The sequence below is a fragment of the Cellulomonas alba genome (assembly GCF_030362835.1).
Taxonomy (GTDB): Bacteria; Actinomycetota; Actinomycetes; order Actinomycetales; family Cellulomonadaceae; genus Cellulomonas; species Cellulomonas alba.
This window is the reverse complement of record NZ_JAUCGQ010000001.1, coordinates 921,432-944,246: the sequence shown is the minus strand read 5'-3', so window position 1 is coordinate 944,246 and position 22,815 is coordinate 921,432. Positions and strand designations below refer to the sequence as shown.

Below are 22,815 nucleotides of genomic sequence, written 5' to 3'. Positions count from 1 at the left end.
CTCGTCCCTCACCTCGACCGTGCCCCCGCGGACCGGCCGAGGTGAGGGACGAAGGGCCTGACATGACGGACGGAACGGACGTGGTGACGCCTCGCGGCGAAAGGTGCTTAGCATGAGGCAAACACTTCCCGTCCCGACGCCGGACGGATCTCCCTGACTGAAGGCCCTCCCGTGAAGCTCCGTCAGCCCTTCGTGCCCAAGGACCACCCGCGCTACAAGTGGGTCGCCCTGTCGAACACCACCCTCGGCATGCTCATGGCGACGATCAACGCGTCGATCGTGATCATCTCCCTGCCCGCGATCTTCAAGGGCATCGACCTCAACCCGCTCGAGCCGGGCAACGTCAGCTACCTGCTCTGGATGCTGATGGGGTACCTGGTCGTGACCGCCGTGCTCGTCGTGACGTTCGGGCGGCTCGGCGACATGTTCGGGCGCGTGCGCATCTACAACCTCGGGTTCGTGGTGTTCACGCTCGGGTCGATCGCCTTGTCGCTCGTGCCCGGCACGGGCGCTCCCGCGGCGCTGTGGCTCATCGGGTTCCGCGTCGTGCAGGGCGTCGGCGGCGCGATGCTGTTCGCCAACTCGACCGCGATCATCACCGACGCGTTCCCGGCGCACCGGCGCGGCATGGCGCTCGGCATCAACCAGGTCGCCGCCATCGCCGGGTCGTTCATCGGCCTCCTCGTCGGCGGGTTCCTGGCGGTCGTCCACTGGCGGGCGGTCTTCATCGTGTCCGTGCCGATCGGCATCCTCGGCACCCTCTGGTCGTACCGCTCGCTGCACGAGACCGGCACGCGCAACCCGGGCCGGCTCGACTGGCCCGGCAACGTGACGTTCGCGCTCGGGCTGACGTCGCTGCTGACGGCCATCACGTACGGGATCCAGCCCTACGGCTCGAGCGCGATGGGGTGGGGCAACCCGTGGGTGGTCGGCGGCATCCTCGCGGGCCTGCTGCTGCTCGCGTTCTTCGTCGTCATCGAGCTGCGCTCGCCCGCGCCGATGCTCGACATGCGGTTGTTCCGGATCCGCGCGTTCGCCGCGGGCAACCTCGCGGGGCTGCTCGCCGCGATCGGCCGCGGCGGCCTGCAGTTCATGCTGATCATCTGGCTGCAGGGCATCTGGCTGCCGCTGCACGGCTACAACTACGAGGACACGCCGCTGTGGGCCGGCATCTACATGCTGCCGATCACGATCGGGTTCCTGATCGCCGGCCCGCTCTCGGGCACGCTCTCGGACCGGTTCGGCGCGCGCGGCTTCGCGAGCGCGGGCCTGTTCCTGGTCGCGCTGACGTTCGTGGCCCTGATCTTCCTGCCGGTCGACTTCGAGTACTGGCAGTTCGCCCTGATCACGGGCCTGTCCGGCATCGGGTCCGGCATGTTCGGAGCTCCGAACCGCTCGGCGATCATGAACGCCGTGCCCGCCAGGGAACGCGGAGCCGCGTCGGGTGTCGCGGGGACGGTGCAGAACGCGGGCTCGTCGCTCTCGATCGGCGTCTTCTTCTCGCTGATGATCGCCGGCCTCGCCACGGCACTGCCGACGACCCTGTACCGCGGCCTCACCACGCACGGCGTCTCGACCGCCGTGGCGAGCCAGGTCGCGCAGACCCCGCCCGTCGGCAGCCTGTTCGCCGCGTTCCTCGGCTACAACCCCATCGGGACGCTGCTCGGCGGGCAGCAGGGCACGATCGCCGGCTCCGACTGGGACACGCTCACGGGCAAGGAGTTCTTCCCGCAGCTGATCGCGCAGCCGTTCCACCATGGGCTCGTGATCGTGTTCACGGTGGCCGCCCTCATGTCGGCGGTCGGTGCGGTGGCGTCGCTGTTCCGCGGCAAGCGGTTCGTCCACGAGGAGCACGCGGTCGCGCCGCTGCCCGTGACGACGGGCGCGTCGTCGTGACGGCCGGTGGCCGCGCGGAGTCGGGCGCGACCGGCGCCGATGCCGAGGCGCTGCGGGCCCAGGTCGCCGAGGTCCTCGCGCGGGTGGCCCCGCGCGTCACGCGCCGCATCCGGCCGAACCGCGCCGAGCTCGCCGCCGGCCACTTCTCGACGCTCGCGACGCTCCAGCGGTTCGGGTCCCTCAAGCCCGGCGAGCTCGCGCGCGTCGAGCGGGTGTCGGCGCCGACGATGACCCGGATCATCAGCACCCTGGAGGACCGCGGACTGGTCGGGCGCGCGCAGTGCGCGGACGACGCGCGCTCGGTGACCGTCACGCTCACCGCCGACGGCGAGGCGCTGCTCGAGGTCGCGCGCGGCGACCAGGCAGCCGCGCTCGCGGAGGTGCTCGTCGCGCTCGACGACGCGCAGGTCGCGTCGATCGCGGCCGCGCTGCCCGCGCTCGAGGCGGTCGCGCACGCGGCCGCGAGCAGTCCGGAGCTCGTGGCGCCTGCCGCTGGGGCGACGAGCGCGCCATGATGCTCGCGTGACGCGCACCCGTCCCCACCCCTGGTCGCTGCCCGCTGGGACGGAACCGCCGGCCAGGCCGGTCGTCGTCGGCGTGGAGCCGCTGCAGGACCCGACGATCGTGCTGCACGCCGCGCTGCTGGCGCGGCGGATGGGCACAGGCCTCGCGTGCGTCTGGGTCGACGAGGCGCACGTCGCCCGCACCCAGCCCGACGGCGGCCTGGCGCTGACGCCCGTCGACCCGGACCACGACGAGGAGCCCGAGGGCCCCGCGCCCGAGGCCGACCTGCTCAGGCAGCTGACCGGGCTGCTGCACGACCTGCCGTGGCGCCTGGTCTACGTGGTCGGCGAGACGACGCGCGGCCTGACGGCGGTCGCCGCGAAGTACGACGCGCCGTTCATCGCTGTCGGCACGCGCCGGCCCGGGTTCGGCGGCTGGATGCACGAGGTGGTCGGCGGATCGGTCGGCGGCCGGCTCTCGCACACCCAGGCGCGGCCGGTGCTGCTGCTGCCGCACGGCGGGCGCACGTGAGCCGGGCCCACCACCTCGACCCCCTGCTCGTCGGCGTCGTCGCGATCGGTGGCGCGCTCGGCACGCTCGCGCGGTACGGCGTCATCCACGCGCTCCACCCCGCGCCCGACGGCCTGCCCGTCGCGACGCTGACGGAGAACCTCGTCGGCGCGTTCCTGCTCGGGCTGCTGCTCGAGGCGCTGCTGCGCGCGGGAGCCGAGGACCGCCGGCGCCGCGTGCTGCGGCTCGGCCTCGGGACGGGCGTGCTCGGCGGGTTCACGACGTACTCGAGCCTCGCGCTCGAGGTGCACACGCTCGCGTCCGACGGCCGGCCGGGGCTCGCGGCGGCGTACGGGCTCGGCAGCATGGTGCTCGGGCTGGTGACGTGCGTGCTGGGGGTCCTCGTCGCCGCCTGGTTCGACCGGCGCCGCGCGGGCGCGCGAGCGCACGGGCCGGCCGCATGACGACGCTCCTCGTCGCGCTGCTCGGCGGCGTGGGCGCTGCCGCGCGGTTCGTCGTCGACGGCTGGTTCCGCGGCCGCTGGGCGGCCCGGCTGCCGCTCGCCACGATGACGATCAACGTCTCGGGCTCGTTGCTGATCGGCGTGCTGGCCGGCCTGCTCTCGGCGGGTGCGCTCGCGCCGACGGCGTACACGCTCGCCGCGACCGGCTTCTGCGGCGGGTACACGACGTTCTCGACCGCGTCGGTCGAGGTGGTGCGCCTCGCGCAGGCGGGCGACACGCGGCGCGCGGTGATCGCGGCGCTCGGCACGCTGGTGCTGACGGTCGCCGCGGCGACCGTCGGGTACGCGGCGGCGGTCGCACTGAGCTGAGCCGGTCGAGGACGCCTCAGCCCGGGTGCACGACGACGAGCGGCCCCTCGTCCGCCGTCGGCACCTCGAACCCCTCGAGGTAGGCGAGCGCGCGCTCGGGCTCGACCACCACGTCGTGCGGCCCGCCGCCGGTGCGACCTGCGAGCCGGCGGAGCACCTCGTCGCGCGGAGTCGCGAGGTAGTGCACGACGGGCACGACACCGAGTGGGGCGAGCAGCGCGCGGTAGTCGTCGCGCGACGCGCGCGACCAGAACGACGTGTCGACGACCGCGTCGCGGCCCGCGCGCACCAGACCGGCCAGGCGCTCGTGCAGCGTCGCGTGGACCGCGGCGGCCGCGGCCGGCGGCAGCGGGTGCTCGGTGTGGCCGCGCAGCCACGCCTCCTCGTCGAACGACAGCCGCGCGTAGCCCTGCGCCTCCAGCCGGCGCGCGTACGTCGACTTCCCCGAGCCGGCCGGGCCGCAGACGAGGACGACGCGGGCGGTCGACCCGGCGCTCGAGTCATGGGGTCGCATCGGCCCATCCTCCCCGAGGCGGTGCGGCTCGCGGCGGCCGCCCTCCGTAACGGCGCGTCTTGCCGGGATCCATCGTGGCGCGATACCTTTCGATCGTTAATCGATAGATCGGAGCATCCTGTGAGCCGGTTCGCCGTCCTCGCCTCGCGCGTCGTGGTCGTCGCCATGATCGCGGGCCTCCTGTTCGTGCAGACGGTCCTGCTGCCGCTGCTCGCGATCGACCTGCGCCACGAGGCGCCCGAGCTCGGCGCGCTCCGCTGGGTGATCGTCGGCACCACGATCGCGGGAGCCGCCACGATCGAGGTCGCGCTGGTCTGCGTGTGGCGGCTGCTGACCATGGTGCGGCGCGACACGGTCTTCTCGCCGCGCGCGTTCCGGTACGTCGACGTGATCATCGGCGCGACCGCGGTCGGCGCGGTGCTCGCCTTCGTGCTCGGCTGCGCGCTCGCGCCCGGCGAGGCCGTGCCGCCGGGCGGCGTGCTGTTCGTCGGGCTGATCTCGGTCGCGGCGGTGGGCATCGCGCTGCTCGTGCTGGTGCTGCGGCAGCTGCTCGCCAAGGCGGTCGCGCTCGACACCACGGCCGGGGCGCTGCGGGCCGAGCTCGACGAGGTGATCTGATGCCGATCGTCGTCGACGTCGACGTCATGCTGGCGCGCCGGAAGATGTCGGTCGGCGAGCTGGCGGACCGGATCGGCATCACGCCCGCGAACCTCGCGGTGCTCAAGAACGGCCGCGCGAAGGCCGTGCGCTTCACGACGCTCGACGCGCTGTGCGAGGTGCTCGGGTGCCAGCCGGGCGACCTCCTGCGGTGGGAGCCGGGGGCGGCGGAGGACGGCGAGGTCGCGGAACCGGCCGCGGCCGGCGAGCCGGCCTAGAGCTCGTAGTCGAACCGCAGGCGCAGCTTGTCGCCCCTGAACACGATCGACGAGTACTCGAACGGCACGCCGCGCGCGTCGGAGACGAGGTCCTGCAGCAGCAGCGCCGGCTCGCCGCGGTGCATCCCGAGGTGGCGCGCCTCGGCCGTGGTGACGGCGTGCGCCTCGAGGTCCTCGTGCACGTTCTTCATCGGCAGGCCGTAGTGGTCCTCGAGGATGACGCAGAGCTGCTCGCCGACGACGTCGTGGCCGTCGAGGCCGGGCGCGAGGCGGGCCGGGACGTGCGAGCGGTGCAGGCTGATCGGCTCGCCCTGCACGTCGCGCACCCGCACGATCGTCCAGACCTGCTCGGCGTCGGACAGGCGCAGCCGCTGACGCGCGCCCGACGACGGCTGCTCGAGCACGAACGAGACGAGCCGCGTGCTCGTCGCGTAGCCCATCGCCTCGAGCTGCTCGCGCACTCCGCGGTACGCGGGGGAGACGGCGTCGATCTTGTGCGGCGCGACGTACGTGCCCTTGCCGGGCACGCGCACCAGCAGGCCGTCCGTCACGAGCTTGGTGAGGACGCCGCGCACCGTCATGCGGCTCAGCCCGTACTCGCGGTTGAGGTCGTTCTCCGAGGGGATCCGCTGGTTCGGCTGCCACTCGCCGCTGGCGATGCGGTCGTGCAGGATCCGCTCGAGCTGCACGTAGAGGGGCACCGCGGAGTCGCGTTCGAGCACGGCCGTCATCGCCACCTCCCCGGGTCGACGGGCATCGTTCCACATCGGTGGCCCGACATGAGTAGACCTGTCTAGACTGCCACCGGATCCGGACGAAGCGGACGGCCTCGCCGCCGGGATCCCGGAGGTCGAGATGTTCGCGTCGACGCTGACGCTCACCCGGCACGCGCGGGAGCACGGGTACGCCGTGCCTGCGGTCAACATCCTCGACGACCTCAGCATCCGGGCGGTCGTCGCGGCGGCGGTCGAGAAGGACGCCCCGCTCATCGTCCAGGTCTCCGTCAAGACGGTCCGGTCGATCGGCACCGAGCTCGTCACGACGATCGCGCGGCTCGCGTCCGCCGACCAGCCCGTACCCGTCGCGCTGCACCTCGACCACTGCCCGGACCGCGCGGTGATCGACGACGTGGTCGCCGCCGGGTGGTCGTCGGTGCTGTTCGACGCGTCGGACCGCGACCTCGCGACGGCGGAGCGCGAGACGGCCGAGGTCGTCGCGCAGGCGCACGCCGCGGGGGTCGACGTCGAGTCCGAGCTCGAGAACATCATCGGCGTGGAGGACGGCGTCGGCTCGGACGTCGCGCTGCACGCCTACACCGTCGAGCAGCTGGCCGAGGTCGCCGAGCGGACGGGCGTCGACCTGCTCGCGCCGCAGCTCGGCACGGCGCACGGCGAGTACAAGGCGACGCCCGTGCTGCGCCCCGACCGGGTGCGCGAGCTCGCCGCGCTGACGGACCGGCAGATCGTGCTCCACGGTGGCACCGGCCTGTCCGAGCAGGACTTCCGGACGTTCATCGACGCGGGCGTCTCCAAGATCAACATCTCGACCGCCGTGAAGACGTCGTACATGCGCTCGGCCGAGCAGCACCTGGCGTGGGCGCGCGCGAACGGCAAGTGGGACCCGCCGTCGATGTTCCGCGACATCGGCAAGGCCGTGCAGGAGGCGGTCGGCACGCACCTCGACGAGTTCCGCGCGTCCGGCCACGGGCGCGAGGCCGCCGCGGCGATCACGAGGGCGGGCGGCGCCCGATGACGCACGCGCTCGTCTTCGACTGCGACGGCGTCCTCGCCGACACCGAGCGCGACGGGCACCTGCCCGCGTTCAACCAGGTGTTCGCGGGCCACGGGCTGCCGGTGCGCTGGTCGGAGGAGGAGTACGGGCACCTGCTGCGGATCGGCGGCGGCAAGGAGCGGATGGCGACGCTGTTCGACGACGCGGACCTCGTGCAGCGTGCGGGGCTGCCCACCGACCCCGACGCGCAGCGCGAGCTGCTCGCCACGTGGCACCGCGACAAGACGGCGCTGTACACGTCGATGGTCGCGGCCGGGCGCCTGCCCGCGCGGCCCGGGATCGCGCGGATCGTGCACGAGGCCGCGGACGCCGGGTGGCTGCTCGCGGTGGCGTCGACGTCGGCCGAGCCGTCCGTGCGCGCGGTGCTCGAGCACGCTGTCGGCGCCACGCGCGCCGCGCAGTTCGCGGTGTTCGCGGGCGACGTCGTGCCGGCCAAGAAGCCCGCGCCCGACATCTACGAGCTCGCCGTGCGCGAGCTCGGCGTGGACCCCGCGGACGTCGTGGTCGTCGAGGACAGCGGCAACGGCGTGGCCGCGGCCCGCGCCACCGACGGCGGGCTGACGACCGTCGTCACCGTCAGCTCGTACACCGCCGACGACGACTTCACGGGCGCCGCGCTCGTCGTCAGCTCGCTGGGCGACCTCGACGGCACGCCCGCCACCGTCCTCGCCAACCCCCACGGCCTGCGCGTGGGCACCGAGGTCACGATCGACCACCTGCAACGCCTGCTCGAGCTGGAGGCACGATGACGACCGGACAGGAGCGCGTCGAGTCCGTGGTGCGGACGATCGCCGAGACGTGCGTCGCGAACGAGACGTACTTCGGCGACCTCGACTCGGTGGTCGGCGACGGCGACTTCGGCTACTCGCTGGCGCGCGGCTTCGAGAACGTGCTCGCGGGGTGGGACGCGTACGACCGGTCGGACGCCGGCACGTTCCTGCAGAAGGTCGCGGTCACGATGAGCGGCCGCATCGGCGGGACGTCCGGCCCGATCTGGGGCACCGCGTTCCTGCGCGCCGCGGGCGTCGTCAAGGGCAAGGACGCCGTGAGCGGCGACGACCTCGTCGCGATGCTCCGTGCCGCGGTCGAGGGGATCAAGGCGCGCGGCGGCGCCGAGGTCGGCGAGAAGACGCTGCTCGACGCGCTCGTACCGATGACGGACACGATCGAGGCCCGGCTCGCTGCGGGCGACGACGCGGACGCGGTCGCCAAGGCCGCCGCGACGACCGCCCGCGCGGCCGCCGAGGCCACGAAGGAGCTGCAGGCGCGCCGCGGCCGCGCGTCGTACACCGGCGAGCGCAGCATCGGGTCCGTCGACCCGGGAGCCGTCGCGGTCGCCGTCCTCGCGGAACGCGTCGCCGAGACCTGGTGACGCGTGCCCTGCTCCACCGCGCCCGGGGGCGACGCGGGGCCAGGTAACACCCGAACGACGCTGTGGAGGCATCGAGCATGAAGAAGTTCGTGAACGACCCCAAGAACTTCGTCCCCGAGATGCTCAAGGGCATCGCGCTCGCCAACCCGGACACCCTGAAGTACGTGCCCGAGTACAACCTGATCATGCGGGCCGACGCGCCCAGCCACGACAAGGTGTCGATCGTGCAGGGCTCGGGCTCGGGTCACGAGCCGGCGCACGTCATGGTGGTCGGCAAGGGCATGCTCGACGCGGCCTGCCCCGGCGACGTGTTCGCCGCCCCGCCGATGGAGTACGTGCTCGAGACCGCCAAGCTCGTCGCGTCCGACAAGGGCGTGCTGCTGCTGGTCAACAACTACACGGGCGACAAGATGGCGTTCGAGATGGCGTCCGAGCTCGCCGAGGCGGAGGGGCTCGACGTCCGGACGCTGTTCATCAACGACGACGTCGCGGTGCAGGACTCGACGTGGACCGTGGGCCGACGCGGCGTCGCGGGGAACTTCTTCGTGATGAAGGCCGTCGGCGCCGCGTCCGAGCAGGGCGCCGACCTCGACGAGCTCGTCCGCATCGGCGAGAAGGTCAACTCGGTGACGCGGACCATGGGCATCGCGCTCACGCCGTGCACCCCGCCCGCGAAGGGCTCGCCGCTGTTCCAGCTCGGGGACGACGAGATGGAGGTCGGGGTGGGCATCCACGGCGAGCCCGGCCGGCGGCGCGCGAAGCTCGTCTCCGCCGACGAGATCGTGGACGAGCTGCTCGGCGCCGTGGTGCCGGACCTGCCGTACGCGAGCGGCGACGACGTCGCGCTGATGATCAACGGGCTCGGTGGCACGCCGATCTCGGAGCTGTACCTGCTCTACGGCATCGCGCACGAGAAGCTCGCGGCGCAGGGCGTCACCGTCGGCCGCTCGTACGTGGGCGAGTACTGCACGTCGCTCGACATGGCGGGCGCGTCGCTCACGCTCGTCCAGCTGGACGACGAGATCAGGGCCCTGCTCGAGGCTCCCGCGGAGATCGCGTACCGCGTGTTCTGACGTCCGGTCCGCGCGCCGGGCCGGCACGGTCGACGACCCCGCCCTCGGTCGACACCAGGGGCGAGGCCGTCGGCCGCGCCGTGCGTGCGTCCGTGGCCGGTGTCAGTCCTCGGGATCCGGGTCGACCGGACGGGCGGCGGGCGGCGTGGGCGGCGCAGGCGGGACGGACGACGCGGGCGGCACGGGCGGCGCGGACGGCACGGGCGGCGCGGACGGTGCGTGGTGCGCGGCACCCGTGGCCGGGGGCACGGGGTAGGACGGCACCACGCCGGCGGGCGCCATCGCGACGCCGCCGGGCCGCGGAGCCACCGTGACGGGGGGCCGGCGCCGCCGGCGCCACCGGACGGCCGCGACCACGAGCGCGGCGATCGCGCCCGCGAACGCCAGCCAGGGCAGCAGCACCGCGAGCACCACGACGATGCCCTTCACGGCCGCGACGAGCGACTGCCAGCCGACCTGGAGGCCGTCCCAGAACGAGCGCGGGTTGTCGCTCGCCGCGGGCACCGCCCCCGGGGGGTCGAGCGTGATGGTCAGGGTGGAGAGCGCGACCTGGTCCGCGAGCAGCGCGCGCTGGGACTGCAGCTGCTCGAGGCTCGCCTGGCGCTCGGACAGCGTGCCCTCGGCCTCGAGCAGGTCCTTGGTCGTCGTGGCGCGCGCCATCAGGTCCTCGAGCCGCGCGACCGAGACCTTCATCGCGGCGATGCGCGCGTCGAGGTCCTGCGCGGTGCCCGTCACGTCATCGGCCTTGAGGTCGACCGAGCCGATCTTGCCGAGGCCGCGCAGGTGGTCGACGGTGGCGGTGACCTTGTCGGCGGGAACGCGGACCGTGAGCGACGCCGACGTGGCGCCGTCGTCGCGCGAGGCGTGCTCGGACCGGTCGTCGACGCGTCCGCCCGCGCCCTCGACGAACGCGACCACCTGGTCGGCGGCCGCCCGCGGGTCCGAGACGGTGACGGCGACCGTGCCGGTCTGGATCACCTGCCGCGCCTCGGCCTGCTGCGCCGCGGCGTCCCGCTCGACGCCTCCGACCGAGCCGTCGGCGGCCTTGCCCCCGTCGGACGCCGGTTCCGGCGCCTGCGCGGCGGACCCGCTGCTGGAGTCGGCACCGCCGCTCGCGCTGCAGCCGGCGAGGAGCGCCGCGAGGAGCAGGGCCGCCGCGGCGGCGGCGCGGAGCCGCGGGCCACGGGAAGAGCTCGTCGTCGAGGTCATGGTGGGACGGTAGAAGCGCTGGTCGTGCCATGGGTCCGGCGTGGCGCAATCGTGACGGTCGCGTCATCCGATCGTCGCCGTCCAGGCCCCTTCCGGGTGACTCACAGGCCGTAGACGCGGTTCGTCCAGAGGTGAACCGTCGCGTACGCGCGCCACGGCCGCCACGCGCGACCCGCCGCCTCCGCCTCGAGCGGCGTCGTGACGCCGAGCGCGCGCCGGAGCACGAGATCGCCCGACGGGAACGCGTCGCGGTCGGCGAGCACGCGCAGCGCGAGGTAGTCCGCGGTCCACGGGCCGATGCCGGGGAGCGCGAGCAGGCGCGCACGGGTGGAGGCCGGGTCGACGCCGGGGCGCAGCACGAGCCCGTCCGCGCACGCGGCGGCCAGCCCGACGATCGTGCGGGCTCGCGCGGCGGTGATGCGGACGGCCTGCTGCACCTCGGCGGCGTCGGCAGCGGCGAGCCGGTCGGGCCGTGGGAAGGCGACCAGGCCACCGGAGCCCGCGGTGCCGTACGCAGCGGCGAGGCGACCGGTGAAGACGCGAGCCGCTGCGAGAGACACCTGCTGGCCGAGCACGGTCGCGACCGCCGCCTCGAAGCCGTCGAGGTGCCCGAGGACCCGCAGCGCGGGGCGGCGCGTCACGAGCGGGCCGAGCAGCGGGTCGCCCGCGAGCCCCGCCGCGACGGCCGCCGGCTCGTCGTCGAGCCCGAACCAGCGGGTCGCCGCGGCGCGCAGCTCCGCCGCCTCGGGGGCGCCGACGACCGGCGTCGGCGGCGCCCCGGCAGGCTTGGGCGACGGCTCGACGGCGGGCTCGACGGCGGTCTCGACGGCGGTCTCGACGGCCATCGTCACGACGTCGTGCCCGAGCGTCGCGGTGACCGGCACGAGCCGGCCGCCGACGTGCAGCAGCCGGCGCACCGTTCCCGTGGCCGGGCCCAGCGCGTCGTGCGAGTCGATCGTGACCTCCTCGACGCCCGGGACGGCGTGCGCCACGAGCGACGCCAGGAGCGGCGCGGGGTCCATCGGCACCCGGATCGCTTCGCGACGCGATTCCGCACCCGCATCGGCGCTGGTCATGCCGCCGAGCCCTGGACTTGGCGAACCGCTGGCCTTCGGATTGCGTTCCGGATGCGCGCGCGTGGGATCACGTGGACAATCGTGACAGCCGATCACGAGCTGCGATCGGCCGGTTTGCGGGATCAGACCGAGTGCAAGGGTCCGTGCGAGAGCCGGGCCGGCCCGTCAGGGTCGAGGAGCACGCCACGCCTCGTGCCGGCGAGACGACTCCTGAGGTTCGACGCCCCGTCCCCGTCGTCGGGGGGCGGGGCGTCGCCCCGTCTGCCGACCATCCGCGCCCACGAAGCGACTGCCTCACCGAATGCGTAGGTAGCAGCCCGTCTCCACCGCGCTCCCAACCTGCGCCGTCGCCCACACAGCCTGGTGCACGCGACAGGCTACCGTCCCTAACGGCGCTAGCTGGTAATGCACCGTCTGTCATCCCGCGCATCCGACCCCATGGCGGCCCCCATGACGCTAATAGTCGCATATCTGGACAAGGACTATGCGGTGATAGCCTCCGATCGGCGCATAACTTGGAACCTTGGCGGCGCTAGATCGCAGTACGAGGACGTCGAGAACAAGGCGCTCCTTCTGTGTGGGCACCTCCTAGTTGGGTACACCGGTTTCGCGAGATTCGACGGCCTGCGGACCGACGAGTTTATCGTCAGAGTGCTGACCGGTCTGCCTGTGTCCGAATACCTCGCCACCATCGCACGCATTACGGAGCAGCGAATTCGGAACATGCGGCGACTGAAGGTCAAGCAACGCGGCCATGCGTACCTTGCGGTTGGTTTCCTCAATAACCTCGAGGATCCGGAGGTGCTCGTTCCCGTGGCGTTCTCGATTAGCAACGCGCTGGGCCCGACCGGCCGCTGGCAGCCGCAGAATGATTTCCGTGTCGAGCGCTATCCGCTTGGAGATCATCCGTTTCTCCTTCGCACGGTACCGCCGGGCCATGACGAGCTAGCGACGAAATATCGGAAATGGGTCGCGCACTACCGAAAGGCCCGTCCGGGACGGATGCGAGGAATCTTGGACCTGATGGTGCGGCTCATTCGCGAGGCCGCCTCGACCAATGACGCAATCAGCCCAGACGTCTCCGTCGCTGTCCTCCCCAAGGTCGCGGTCGGCAGTGGTGAGTTTGGCGTGGGGCTCGTCCGAGAACCGATCGTCGAGGTGTCAGCATTCTCGCTCGTCCAGTCTGAGGGTGACGTTGTGAGCATGTACGGCCCGGCGACGGTGTGCCCTGCGTTCGCTTCCTACGGCGCGGAAACCCACTTCGGTGCAAGTGCCGACCAGTTTGGGCGCCCGCGCCCGAGCGCAGGGCCACCGCCCTGACTTGAAATAGCAACGTGACTCGGACGTGCGCTGACGCGTCCACCCGATAGCGGACCCCAGGTCCGGAGGGCTGCGCGGTCTAGCACCCGCGTGTGGCGAGGCTTGGACCTCGGTGGAGCGCAGTCCTCAATCGCGGACAGCGGGTGCTGAGGCGAGCAGCCGCACGGTCAGGCCCGACGAGCGGATGGCCGCCGGCGGTGAGGCGGTGCACACCCGCTGCGTCCTTCGAACTCACAACGCGTGCCTCGGCTGCCAGGGGAGCCAGAGGCATAGCGAACGAACGGGCGCCCGGCCGCCCTTTATCGGAACTTCGCGTGCGGAGTCGTGCGTGATCGTGTCGTCTGTCGACCCGAGGACAGTCCTCGCCGTTATGTCCCCGCTGCCGCTCAGAACGGCGGATGCGTTGTTGGATCCCATCGACCTGTGAATACCACGGGCATAGCTGGGCCAGCAGGCGATCCGCAACCTGCCGCAGCTGAGGCTGCATGTCGGGCTGGGGCCAAGGTCGGCCGCTACGGCGCGGCTAATGGCCTCAAAGCGGTTCGACACTCCTCACGTATAGTCCGCCGCGCGCATGTCGCAGGCGTTCGCAGCGTTGACGCTAAGGAGGCCGGTCGCCGGTCTGAACCGATCAAGCGCAGGCACGTCCGGCCGGCTGAGCACGAAGGGGCAGTGAGCGAGCGACCGCCAAGTCGATACGTTCCTGCCTGGCCCGCAGGTAGCCTCCGCCCATGGACTTGGCACTCCCGCCCGGCGCGCCCGCATGGCTTGGCTGGGTGCTTTTTGTCGGGCTGGCAATTGTGTCCGTATCGCGCGAGATTGGCCGCAATCGCACCGAGGGCGCTTCGGTTCAAAAAATGAGGCTCGAATCGCAGAAAATAAGTCTCGACATTCTCTCGGCATCGTCGGAGGGGTATGAGCGTCAGCTCAGATCCATTACTGAGGCTCTGGCCGCAAACGCGCTGCGGTATTCGCCGGAGCAGATCGAGGCCTTGAGAGAAGGGTGGCCCGGGCGCCCCGCGACCGCCAGTCCAGGTGTGGCCGATCATCTTGCCGCGCGTGAGCGAGCGAGAGCTGAGCTGCCGCTGGTCATCGATCAGTTAACGGCCGTTCAGAAGCGGCAGGTCGATCTCGCAAGAGACGTGTCGCAGGGTGTCGTGCTGAAGGACTCGGTGCTGGCGGACGTGCGGCAAAGGACGGAGAAGGTCGCGAGCGATGTCGACGAGTTGATTCGGCTGATCGCTTCGTCGCCTCGCATTTACGTCTCGGAAGTGCAGCCCGACGACGCGCGGGAGGGTGATCTCTTCGTGATGGTGCCGCCTGGCTCGCTATCACACGACGAAGGGGATCCCCCCGCCGTCGGCGGGGGCGCTTGAGTTGGAGAACCAACACAACTTGACGTCTGCGCAGCCCAGTTCGTCGCCGAGCTTATGGACTCTGCGACTGCGTCGCGTCCATTAGCCTGAGCGAGCGCGGGTGTGTTTGCTGCGGGGATGTGTCATTTCTCGCGTCATCCACCCGGTGCGCTCGATCGCTCCGTCCGCGAACATCTCTCGGCCACATTGTCGAGGTGTTTGCCGCCCTTCTCCCGAGTGCGATCAATTGCCGCAGCGCTGGCGCTTGTGGCTGCATCGTCTTTCTCGGTCCGTCTAGTGAGGCCGGCGCTTCAACCGCCCGCCGCCGAGGTGGTTACGCAAAGACGTCCATCGCGATGGACGGTGGGCAGGGGACCTGCTCCGAGTTGATCAAGGCCGCGTCGTCGCTCGCGCCATCGGCGCTGTGGTCGCGTTCCTCGTGGTCAGGTTCCAGAGGCTTTCGTAACGCGTCGCGTGAGTGAACGGCCCGGTCCACTAACGCCATGGCGCACCCCGCGAGGCCGAAGGCCACAGCCGACCCGCAGATGTCGGTGGGCCGACGGATACTGCCGGTGGCGCTCGCGACCTCACACCTGGTGGGCGCCGCGCGTCTGCACCGTGAGGAGGTCCCGATGACGACGTACACGACGTTCGACTCCCCGGTCGGGCCGGTGACGGTGGTGGCGCGCGACGGTGCGGTGGCCCGCCTGCTGCTGGCGGGCACGCGGCGAGCACCCGACACCGACCTGCTGGGGGCGCGCGACGACGCGGGTCTGGCGGGCGTGCGCGCGCAGCTCGTGGAGTACTTCGCGGGCGAGCGCCAGACGTTCGAGCTCGAGCTCGCACCCGCCGGCAGCGCGTTCCAGCGGCGCGTCTGGGACGGCCTGCGCCGCATCCCGTTCGGTGAGACCCGGTCGTACGGCGAGGTCGCACTCGACGTCGGGCTCGACCCGCGGACCGCGTCACGTGCGGTCGGCGCCGCGAACGGCGCGAACCCGATCGCCGTCGTGGTCCCGTGCCACCGCGTCATCGGAGCCGACGGGTCGCTCGTCGGCTTCGCCGCGGGGGTCGAGCGCAAGCGCTGGCTGCTCGACCACGAGGCGCACGTCGCGTCCCCGCGGCTGTTCTGACGCCGCACGAGGCCGCGCGACCAGGCATGCTCGTGCCCATGGACCTGCCGAAGGACCCCGCCCTGCGCCACGTGTACGGCGACCTGGCCGCGCCCGTCACGGTCGTCGAGTTCGGCGACCTCGAGTGCCCGCACTGCCGGGCGTCGGCGCCCGTGCTGCGCGAGCTCGTCGACACGAGCGACGGTCTGGTGCGCCTCGTGTGGCGGCACTTCCCGCTGTTCGAGGTGCACCCGCACGCGCTCACCGCGGCGCTCGCGGCCGAGGCCGCCGGCACCGTCGGGCTGTTCTGGGCCATGCACGACCTGCTGCTCGCGCGCCAGGACCGCCTCACCGACCCCGACCTGCGCGCGTACGCGCGCGAGCTCGGCATCGACCCGTCCCTCGTCACGGGCGACGCGGCGCAGGTCCACGCCCCCGCGGTCGAGGCCGACTACGTGGCGGCCCTCGGCATCGGCGCGCGCGCCACGCCGACGGTGCTGGTCGGGGAACGCCGCTTCGAGGGCGAGGCCGACCTCGCGTCGCTGCGTGGCGCGGTGGCCGAGGCGGCGAGCGCCGCGGGCCTCGCCGTCCCCGACGCGTGGAGCGCCACCGCCGACCCCGGCGTGCGGACGGGCCGGTTCGGGCGGCCTCGCTTCCGCAGCGCACCGCAGGAGATCGTGCTGACGGAGCGCCCATCGACCGACCTGCCCGTCGACGCGTGCCTGCCGACGCGTACCACCGCCGACACCCCCAGCCGGACGGAGCCCGCATGAGCCGCGCCGCCCTGGTCACCGGCGCCGGTCGCGGCATCGGTCGGGGCCTCGCGCTCGGGCTCGCCGCGGCGGGCTGGTCGGTCGGGCTCGTCGGCCGCACGCGCGCGAGCCTCGACGGGGTCGCCGACGAGATCCGTGCGCAGGGTGGGCTCGCGGTCGTCGCGGCCGCGGACCTCGTCGACCGGCTCGCCGTGCTCGACGCGGTCGCGCGCGTCGAGGCGGATCTCGGAGGGGTGGACCTGCTCGTCAACAACGCGGGCGTCATCGAGCGCGCCGAGCTGCCGTTCGCCGGGGACGACGTCGAGGACATGTGGCGAGTCGTCGAGACGAACGTCCGCGGCCCGATGCTCGTCACGCACGCCGCGCTGCCCGGGATGCTCGCGCGCGGCGGCGGGCGGATCGTCAACCTCGCGTCGGGTGCCGGCGTCCGCGCGCTGCCGACCTACTCGGGCTACGCCATCAGCAAGGGCGCGCTCTCGCGGCTCACGACGCTGCTCCACGCGCAGTACGCGGACCGGGGCATCCGGGTGCTCGACCTGGCGCCCGGCGTCGTCCGCACCGACATGACCGAGAGCATGCCGGTGCACGACGACCGGACGTCGTGGACGTCGATCGACGACGTCGTCGAGCTCGCGGCCGCGTTCGGCGCGGGCGAGCTCGACGCGGTGTCGGGCCGCTGGGTGCGCGCGGGCACGGACACGCCCGAGACGCTGCGCCGGGACGCGGCGGTGATCGTCGAGCGGGACGCGCGCACGCTGCGGCTGGCGTACATCGACGACGCCGACCCCGTGCGCTGACCCGAGGCCTCAGGCCGGCGCGCGCCAGGGGAGCGGCGGCAGCGCCGACGGCGGACCCTCCGGGCCGGGCGAGCACAGCGGCAGGCGCTCGCCGAGCCAGCGCAGCAGCACCGAGCCGAGCGCGGCCGAGACGAGCGACCCGGCGAGGATGCCGATCTTGGCGTGCGTGAGCGTGACGGGGTCGTCGAACGCGAGCCCCGCGACGAACAGCGAGATCGTGAAGCCGATGCCCGCGAGCACCGCGCCGCCGAGCAGGTGGCCGTACCGGACGCGGCCCGGCAGCTCGCCGAGCCCGAACCGGATCGCGAGTGTCGCGGCGCCCGTGATGCCGACCGCGTCGCCCACGACGAGCGCGACCGCGATGCCGATCGCGAGCCGGGACGACAGCGCCTCGCCGAGCACCCCGCCGCCGAGCGCCACGCCCGCGTTGGCGAGCCCGAACAGCGGCACGACCACGAACGCGCTCCACGGGTGGAGCATCCGCTGCAACCGGTCGCCGGTCGGGACCGTGGCGCGCGCCGCGAGCTCCGCGAGGTGCTCGCGCTCGGCGGTCGTGTCGTCGACGAGGTCGCCCGCGTAGTTCGTCACGGCCTCGACGTGCTCGCGGCGCGGCACCGTCGCGGGCACGAGCAGGCCCACGAGCACGCCCGCGAGCGTCGGGTGCACGCCCGACGCGTTCACCGCGAGCCAGAGCAGCACGCCCGCCACGGCGTACGGCAGCAGGCGCCACACGCGCAGCCAGCGCAGCACGAGCATCGCGACGACCACGACCGCGGCGAGCCCGAGCGCGACGAGGTCGACGCCGTGCGCGTAGAACACCGCCATGACGGTGATCGCGCCGATGTCGTCGACGATCGCGAGCGTCAGCAGGAACAGGCGCAGCCGGTCGGGGCACGCGGGCCCGAACAGCGCGAGGATGCCGAGCAGGAACGCGGTGTCCGTCGACATCACGGTGCCCCACCCGTGCAGGTCGGGGCCACCCGCGTTGATCGCGAGGTAGATCAGCACGGGGACGAGCAGGCCGCCGAGCGCGCCGAGCGCCGGGACGGCGACGGTCCGCCTGTCGCGCAGCTCGCCGCTCGTCGCCTCGCGGCTGATCTCGAGCCCGACGACCGCGAAGAAGACGGCCATCGCCGCGTCGTTGACCCAGTGCTGCAGGTCCATGGTCAGCGACCAGTCGCCGACGTGGAACCCGGCGCTCGTCGACCACAGGGCCTCGTAGCTGCCGGACCACGCGGAGCTGGCCCACACGAGCGCGACGACGGCCGCGCCGAGCAGCGCGACCGCCGAGGCTGCCTCCGTACCGAGGAAGTCGCGCACCGAGGGGCTCAGCGTGGGCACCCGGACGCGCAGGGGCGGCCCGGGTGTCGTCATGCGTCCCACCGTGTCAGCGCTCACGACGTGCGGCAACGCTCCGCGCCCGCGTCGGCTTCCCGTCGGCGGCGCGTCAGAGGTGGCGCTCCTTGTCGCCCATGAGCTGTGCCACGTGGTCCGGCACGTACGTCGAGAGCTCGCGCGGCGGGCGGACGTAGCCGCTGCTCGGCGCGGGCCGGTCCGGCAGCTCGATCTTCGGCTGCGGGACGTCGGTGTACGGGATCGACGACAGGAAGTGGCTGATCATGTTGAGCCGCGCGTGCTTCTTGATGTCCGACTCGACGATGTACCAGGGGGACGCCGGGATGTCCGTGTGCACGAGCATCTCGTCCTTCGCGCGCGAGTAGTCCTCCCACCGCGCGATCGAGTCGAGGTCCGTCGTCGAGAGCTTCCACTGCCGCAGCGGGTCGGACAGGCGCGAGCGGAACCGTCGGAGCTGCTCGGAGTCCGACACCGAGAACCAGTACTTGCGCAGCTGGATCCCGTCCTCGACGAGCATCTGCTCGAAGATCGGCGTCTGACGCATGAACTCGGAGTACTGCTTCGGCGTGCAGTAGCCCATGACGCGCTCGACGCCCGCGCGGTTGTACCAGGACCGGTCGAACACGACGATCTCGCCGGCCGCCGGGAGGTGCGCGACGAAGCGCTGGTAGTACCACTCGGACTTCTCGCGCTCGGTGGGCGTGGGGAGCGCCGCGATGCGCGCCGTCCGGGGGGAGAGGTACTCGGTGAGGCGCTTGATGGTGCCGCCCTTGCCGGCCGCGTCGCGCCCTTCGAAGATCACGACGATCCGCGCGCCGTCGGTGCGCACCCAGGTCTGCAGCTTGACGAGCTCCGTCTGGAGCCGGAACAGCTCGGCCTCGTAGACGTCGTTCGGGATCTTGTTCTTCTTCTTGGCGGACTTCTTCGCCTTCTTGGCGCTGCCGCCCTTCTCGCCCGAGCGCGTCGTGGCGCCGTCCGCGCCGGTCGGGACCTCGTCGTCGCCGTTCGTCATGCGCGGACGTTACCGCCTGGCGCGGCGGCGCGCGGGGCGACGGCGAACCGGGACGCAGCGGGCGACCTCGGCGACGCCGCACCTGCGGCTCGTCGCGGCACTCACGAGTTGCATCTGCGGGCTAGTGTTGCGATTCGTGACGCAGTATCGGATCAGCGAGGCGGCCGGGCTCCTCGGCGTGAGCGACGACACCGTGCGCCGGTGGGTCGAGGCGGGCTCCCTGGCCACGGGGACGGACGACGGCGGCCGAGCGGTCGTCGAGGGGGTCGACCTCGCGGCGTTCGCGGTCGCGCGGGCGCACGCGCCGGACGACCCCGCCGCGGGCAGCAGCTCGGCGCGCAACCGCTTCGCCGGGCTCGTCACGGCGATCACGACGGACCGCGTGATGGCGCAGGTCGAGCTGCAGTGCGGCCCGTTCCGCGTGGTGTCGCTCATGTCGAGCGAGGCGGTGCGCGAGCTCGGGCTCGAGGTCGGCGACCGTGCGCTCGCGGTGGTGAAGGCGACGACCGTCGTGGTCGAGACCCCGCGCGGTCACCGGTGAGCCGGCGACGGCCCGGCCCGGCCCGCACGTCTCGGGGCCGGCTGCTCGGTGCGCTCGCGGCCACGGTGGCGGTCGCGCTCCTGGCGGCCGGGTGCTCGTCGGGCTCGGGCTCGACGGGGGCTGCGGGGTCCACCACGGCCGGTGCGTCCGCGGACCTCACGGGCTCGCTCGACGTCTTCGCCGCGGCGTCCCTGAAGGGCGCGTTCGACGAGCTCGCGCAGCGGTTCGGCGCGGCGCACCCGGGCGTCACGGTCAAGCCCGTCGACTACGACGGCTCGTCGACGCTCGCCACGCAGCTCACGGGTGGCGCGAAGGCCGACGTGTTCGCCGCGGCCGACACGACGACGATGCAGACCGTGGTCGACGCGGGCCTGACGCAGGGCGACCCGACGGTGTTCACCACCAACTCGCTGCAGATCGCGGTCGCGCCCGGCAACCCGAAGAACGTCCACTCGCTCGCCGACCTCGCGACGCTCTCGACGGACGGCGGCAAGGTCGTGATCTGCGCGCCCGAGGTGCCCTGCGGCAACGCCACGACGACCGCGCTCGACGCCGCGGGCGTCACGCTCCAGCCGGCGAGCCAGGAGCAGAACGTCACCGCGGTGCTGACCAAGGTCGTCGCGGGGGAGGCCGACGCCGGGCTGGTCTACCGGACGGACGTGCAGAGCGCGGCGGGCAAGGTCGACGGCGTCGACTTCCCCGAGGCGGCCCAGGCGATCAACCACTACCCGATCGCGGAGCTCGCCGCCGGCACGCGCTCGGGCGACGACGCGACGGCCGCCGCGTTCGTCCGGTACGTGCTCGGGCCGGACGGTCAGGCCGTGCTGAAGGAGCGGGGGTTCGTCGCGCCGTGACGACGGCGTGGGCGACGGGCCGGGGGGAGGCTGCGGCACGGCGCACGGACGACGCCGGCGCGCCCGGCGTGCCCTGGGTCGTGCGCGTCCCCGCGGTGCTCGCGCTCGCGCTGCTCGTCCTGCCGGTCGTCGCGCTCGTCGTCCGCGCCGACTGGTCGACGCTCCCGGCGGACGTCACGTCGCACGCCGCGGTGCAGGCGCTCACGCTCTCGCTCGTGACGTCCGCGATCGCGACCGCGGTGTGCGTGCTGCTCGGCGTCCCGCTCGCGGTCGTGCTCGCGCGGACGCGCGGCTGGGCCGCCGACCTGCTGCGCGCCTTCGTCACGCTGCCCCTCGTGCTGCCACCCACCGTCGGCGGCATCGCGCTGCTGTACCTGCTGGGCCGCCGCGGGCTGGTCGGGCAGGGCCTCGACGCATGGTTCGGCATCACGATCCCGTTCACCACGACGGCCGTCGTCATCGCGCAGACGTTCGTCGCGATGCCGTTCCTCGTGCTGGGCGTCGAGGGCGCGCTGCGCACGGTCGACCCGCGGTACGAGGTGGTCGCGGCGGGCCTCGGCGCGTCGCGGTGGACCGTGCTGCGGCGCGTGACGCTGCCGCTGGTGACGCCCGGGCTCGTGAGCGGGACGGTGCTGTGCTTCGCCCGCGCGCTCGGCGAGTTCGGCGCGACGGCGCTGTTCGCGGGGAACGCGCCGGGCGTCACGCAGACGATGCCGCTCGCGATCTACTCGGCGTTCAACGGCGCCGGCGTCACGCAAGGTGCGGCCGTCGCGCTGTCGCTGCTGCTCGTGGTGGCGGCGGTCGCGGTGCTGCTGGCGGCGCGCGCGTGGCGGCCCGGGCGGGCGACGTGACCGGGCTGGGGCTCGAGCCCGGGGCGGCGGGGGCGGTCGCCGGTCCCGCCCCGGGGCTCGAGGCCGACGTCCGCGCCGTCCGCGGAGTCTTCGCGGTCGAGGCGCGGCTCGCGGTGCCGCGCGGGCGCGTGCTCGCCGTCGTGGGCCCGAACGGTGCCGGCAAGTCGACGCTGCTCGATGTGGTCGCGGGCCGGCTGCGCCCCGTCGCCGGGTGGGTGCGGATCGACGGACGCGTCGTCGAGGACCACGCCGTGCACGTGCGACCCGAGCGCCGTCGGGTGGCCCTCCTCGGGCAGGAGCCGCTGGCGTTCCCGCACCTCTCGGCGCGCGAGAACGTGGCGTTCGGGCCGCGCGCGGCGGGGGTGCCGGCGGCGCGGGCTCGCGCGCAGGCCGACGAGTGGCTCGACGCGGTCGGGCTCGCGGGGCTGGGCGACCGCCGGCCCGGCGCGCTGTCCGGCGGCCAGCGCCAGCGGGTCGCGCTCGCCCGTGCGCTCGCCGCCGAGCCCGACGTGCTGCTGCTCGACGAGCCCTTCGCGCAGCTCGACGTGCGCACCGCGGCCGGCCTGCGCGAGCTCGTGCGCGACCAGGTGCGCGGCACGGGAACGACGACCGTGCTCGTGACGCACGACGTGCTCGACGCGCTGACGTTGGCCGACGAGGTGCTCGTGCTGGTCGAGGGGCGCGGCGTCGAACGCGGCCGGCCGCTCGACGTGCTGGCCGACCCCAGCCACGTCTTCACGGCGGCGCTCGCGGGCGTGAACCTGGTCGTCGGCCGGGTCGACGCGAGCCGCGGCGCGGCCGGCGGCGTCGCGACGGTCGTCGCGGGCGTCGTGCGCGTGCCGTGCCCCGCGGGCTTCCCCGACGGGGCGCAGGTCCAGGCGACGTTCGCGCCGACGGCGGTCGAGATCGCGACGCCGCCCGGCGGCGGCCCGACGCCCGCACGTGGCTGGGCCGCCACGGTCGTCGACCTCGAGCCGGGCCCCGCGGGCGTCCGGGTCCGGACCGACGGCGACGTGCTCGTGGACGTGCCGCCCGTGGCCGTCGGCAGGCTCGACCTGCGCGTCGGCGCCGCGGTCGAGCTCGCCGTCGACGCGGCGCACGTGCGCGTCCGGGCCCGCTGAGCCGCCGAGTTCTCACACCCGTCGCTCCGCGAGCGTGCGCAGAAGGTTCCGCACGCGCAACGCCGCGAGACGGC

At 73.3% G+C, this 22,815-nt stretch carries 26 protein-coding genes; 20 read left to right on the top strand and 6 right to left on the bottom strand.

The window, feature by feature from the left end:
- The first annotated feature begins 171 nt into the window (after positions 1-171).
- Genes QRT04_RS04175 through crcB form a run of 5 tightly spaced genes read left to right on the top strand, consistent with a single transcriptional unit; the run spans position 172 to position 3,742 of the window.
- A complete protein-coding gene (locus QRT04_RS04175; protein ID WP_289453731.1) occupies positions 172-1,896 on the top strand; it encodes an MFS transporter in 1,725 nt (574 codons plus the stop codon).
- Entirely contained in the window at positions 1,893-2,411 is a 519-nt protein-coding gene (locus tag QRT04_RS04170; RefSeq protein WP_289453729.1) for a MarR family winged helix-turn-helix transcriptional regulator, read from the top strand. Before QRT04_RS04175 ends, QRT04_RS04170 begins: the two co-directional genes overlap by 4 nt.
- Positions 2,412-2,418: 7 nt before the next feature.
- Positions 2,419-2,931, top strand: coding sequence for an adenine nucleotide alpha hydrolase family protein (locus QRT04_RS04165; protein WP_289453728.1), 513 nt, complete (start codon positions 2,419-2,421; stop codon positions 2,929-2,931).
- Entirely contained in the window at positions 2,928-3,374 is a 447-nt protein-coding gene (locus QRT04_RS04160) for a FluC/FEX family fluoride channel (RefSeq protein ID WP_289453726.1), read from the top strand. Before QRT04_RS04165 ends, QRT04_RS04160 begins: the two co-directional genes overlap by 4 nt.
- Complete coding sequence (gene crcB, locus QRT04_RS04155; protein WP_289453724.1) at positions 3,371-3,742, top strand: fluoride efflux transporter CrcB; 372 nt, start codon at positions 3,371-3,373, stop codon at positions 3,740-3,742. Before QRT04_RS04160 ends, crcB begins: the two co-directional genes overlap by 4 nt.
- A gap of 16 nt (positions 3,743-3,758) precedes the next feature.
- On the opposite strand, the gene QRT04_RS04150 is transcribed toward crcB, so the two are convergent.
- The gene (locus QRT04_RS04150) at positions 3,759-4,256 is read right to left on the bottom strand and encodes an AAA family ATPase (protein WP_289453722.1); all 498 of its coding nucleotides are present in this window, start codon (positions 4,254-4,256) and stop codon (positions 3,759-3,761) included.
- 120 nt (positions 4,257-4,376) lie between these two features.
- Here QRT04_RS04150 and QRT04_RS04145 point away from each other — a divergent pair, with 120 nt between their 5' ends.
- Complete coding sequence (locus tag QRT04_RS04145; RefSeq protein WP_289453720.1) at positions 4,377-4,874, top strand: DUF2975 domain-containing protein; 498 nt, start codon at positions 4,377-4,379, stop codon at positions 4,872-4,874.
- Positions 4,874-5,131: a helix-turn-helix domain-containing protein gene (locus QRT04_RS04140; RefSeq protein WP_289453719.1), complete on the top strand. Its 258-nt coding sequence runs from the start codon at positions 4,874-4,876 to the stop codon at positions 5,129-5,131. Before QRT04_RS04145 ends, QRT04_RS04140 begins: the two co-directional genes overlap by 1 nt.
- Here the strand turns inward: QRT04_RS04140 and QRT04_RS04135 are convergent.
- Positions 5,128-5,862, bottom strand: a complete 735-nt coding sequence (locus QRT04_RS04135; protein WP_289453716.1) for a GntR family transcriptional regulator — start codon at positions 5,860-5,862, stop codon at positions 5,128-5,130. The genes QRT04_RS04140 and QRT04_RS04135 overlap by 4 nt on opposite strands.
- A gap of 124 nt (positions 5,863-5,986) precedes the next feature.
- On the opposite strand from QRT04_RS04135, the gene QRT04_RS04130 reads away from it, so the two are divergent.
- The 4 genes from QRT04_RS04130 to dhaK all read left to right on the top strand — a co-directional run bounded on the left by QRT04_RS04130 (position 5,987) and on the right by dhaK (position 9,367).
- Entirely contained in the window at positions 5,987-6,883 is an 897-nt protein-coding gene (locus QRT04_RS04130; protein ID WP_289453715.1) for a class II fructose-bisphosphate aldolase, read from the top strand.
- Positions 6,880-7,671, top strand: coding sequence for an HAD-IA family hydrolase (locus tag QRT04_RS04125; RefSeq protein ID WP_289453713.1), 792 nt, complete (start codon positions 6,880-6,882; stop codon positions 7,669-7,671). Before QRT04_RS04130 ends, QRT04_RS04125 begins: the two co-directional genes overlap by 4 nt.
- Complete coding sequence (gene dhaL, locus QRT04_RS04120; protein ID WP_289453712.1) at positions 7,668-8,294, top strand: dihydroxyacetone kinase subunit DhaL; 627 nt, start codon at positions 7,668-7,670, stop codon at positions 8,292-8,294. Before QRT04_RS04125 ends, dhaL begins: the two co-directional genes overlap by 4 nt.
- Before the next feature lie 77 nt (positions 8,295-8,371).
- Positions 8,372-9,367: a dihydroxyacetone kinase subunit DhaK gene (gene dhaK / locus QRT04_RS04115; RefSeq protein ID WP_289453711.1), complete on the top strand. Its 996-nt coding sequence runs from the start codon at positions 8,372-8,374 to the stop codon at positions 9,365-9,367.
- A gap of 102 nt (positions 9,368-9,469) precedes the next feature.
- Here dhaK and QRT04_RS04110 read toward each other — a convergent pair whose 3' ends face one another.
- Complete coding sequence (locus QRT04_RS04110) at positions 9,470-10,576, bottom strand: DUF4349 domain-containing protein (protein WP_289453709.1); 1,107 nt, start codon at positions 10,574-10,576, stop codon at positions 9,470-9,472.
- Positions 10,577-10,677: 101 nt separating this feature from the next.
- Positions 10,678-11,598: a DNA-3-methyladenine glycosylase 2 gene (locus tag QRT04_RS04105; protein WP_289455702.1), complete on the bottom strand. Its 921-nt coding sequence runs from the start codon at positions 11,596-11,598 to the stop codon at positions 10,678-10,680.
- Positions 11,599-12,102: 504 nt separating this feature from the next.
- On the opposite strand from QRT04_RS04105, the gene QRT04_RS04100 reads away from it, so the two are divergent.
- From QRT04_RS04100 to QRT04_RS04080, 5 genes are all read left to right on the top strand, one after another.
- A complete protein-coding gene (locus QRT04_RS04100; protein WP_289453707.1) occupies positions 12,103-12,972 on the top strand; it encodes a hypothetical protein in 870 nt (289 codons plus the stop codon).
- A 731-nt stretch (positions 12,973-13,703) separates the two neighbouring features.
- Entirely contained in the window at positions 13,704-14,348 is a 645-nt protein-coding gene (locus QRT04_RS04095) for a hypothetical protein (RefSeq protein WP_289453706.1), read from the top strand.
- Between the two features lie 611 nt (positions 14,349-14,959).
- Positions 14,960-15,457, top strand: coding sequence for a methylated-DNA--[protein]-cysteine S-methyltransferase (locus tag QRT04_RS04090; protein WP_289453705.1), 498 nt, complete (start codon positions 14,960-14,962; stop codon positions 15,455-15,457).
- Positions 15,458-15,495: 38 nt separating this feature from the next.
- Positions 15,496-16,209 carry a DsbA family protein gene (locus QRT04_RS04085; RefSeq protein ID WP_289453704.1) on the top strand — a complete coding sequence of 238 codons (714 nt, stop codon included), beginning with the start codon at positions 15,496-15,498 and terminating at the stop codon, positions 16,207-16,209.
- Positions 16,206-17,006 carry an SDR family NAD(P)-dependent oxidoreductase gene (locus tag QRT04_RS04080; RefSeq protein ID WP_289453702.1) on the top strand — a complete coding sequence of 267 codons (801 nt, stop codon included), beginning with the start codon at positions 16,206-16,208 and terminating at the stop codon, positions 17,004-17,006. Before QRT04_RS04085 ends, QRT04_RS04080 begins: the two co-directional genes overlap by 4 nt.
- 9 nt (positions 17,007-17,015) lie before the next feature.
- Here QRT04_RS04080 and nhaA read toward each other — a convergent pair whose 3' ends face one another.
- Positions 17,016-18,380 carry a Na+/H+ antiporter NhaA gene (nhaA, locus tag QRT04_RS04075; protein WP_289453701.1) on the bottom strand — a complete coding sequence of 455 codons (1,365 nt, stop codon included), beginning with the start codon at positions 18,378-18,380 and terminating at the stop codon, positions 17,016-17,018.
- Between the two features lie 73 nt (positions 18,381-18,453).
- On the bottom strand, positions 18,454-19,374 hold the full coding sequence (ppk2, locus tag QRT04_RS04070) for a polyphosphate kinase 2 (RefSeq protein ID WP_289453699.1): 921 nt from the start codon (positions 19,372-19,374) through the stop codon (positions 18,454-18,456).
- Positions 19,375-19,510: 136 nt separating this feature from the next.
- Here ppk2 and QRT04_RS04065 point away from each other — a divergent pair, with 136 nt between their 5' ends.
- The 4 genes from QRT04_RS04065 (at position 19,511) to QRT04_RS04050 (ending at position 22,741) form a co-directional block, all read left to right on the top strand.
- A complete protein-coding gene (locus QRT04_RS04065; RefSeq protein ID WP_289453696.1) occupies positions 19,511-19,915 on the top strand; it encodes a TOBE domain-containing protein in 405 nt (134 codons plus the stop codon).
- The gene (modA, locus tag QRT04_RS04060; protein WP_289453694.1) at positions 19,912-20,769 is read left to right on the top strand and encodes a molybdate ABC transporter substrate-binding protein; all 858 of its coding nucleotides are present in this window, start codon (positions 19,912-19,914) and stop codon (positions 20,767-20,769) included. The genes QRT04_RS04065 and modA overlap by 4 nt, the downstream gene beginning before the upstream one ends.
- Before the next feature lie 68 nt (positions 20,770-20,837).
- Positions 20,838-21,620: an ABC transporter permease gene (locus QRT04_RS04055; RefSeq protein WP_289455701.1), complete on the top strand. Its 783-nt coding sequence runs from the start codon at positions 20,838-20,840 to the stop codon at positions 21,618-21,620.
- On the top strand, positions 21,617-22,741 hold the full coding sequence (locus QRT04_RS04050) for a sulfate/molybdate ABC transporter ATP-binding protein (RefSeq protein ID WP_289453693.1): 1,125 nt from the start codon (positions 21,617-21,619) through the stop codon (positions 22,739-22,741). Before QRT04_RS04055 ends, QRT04_RS04050 begins: the two co-directional genes overlap by 4 nt.
- Positions 22,742-22,815: the final 74 nt, after the last annotated feature.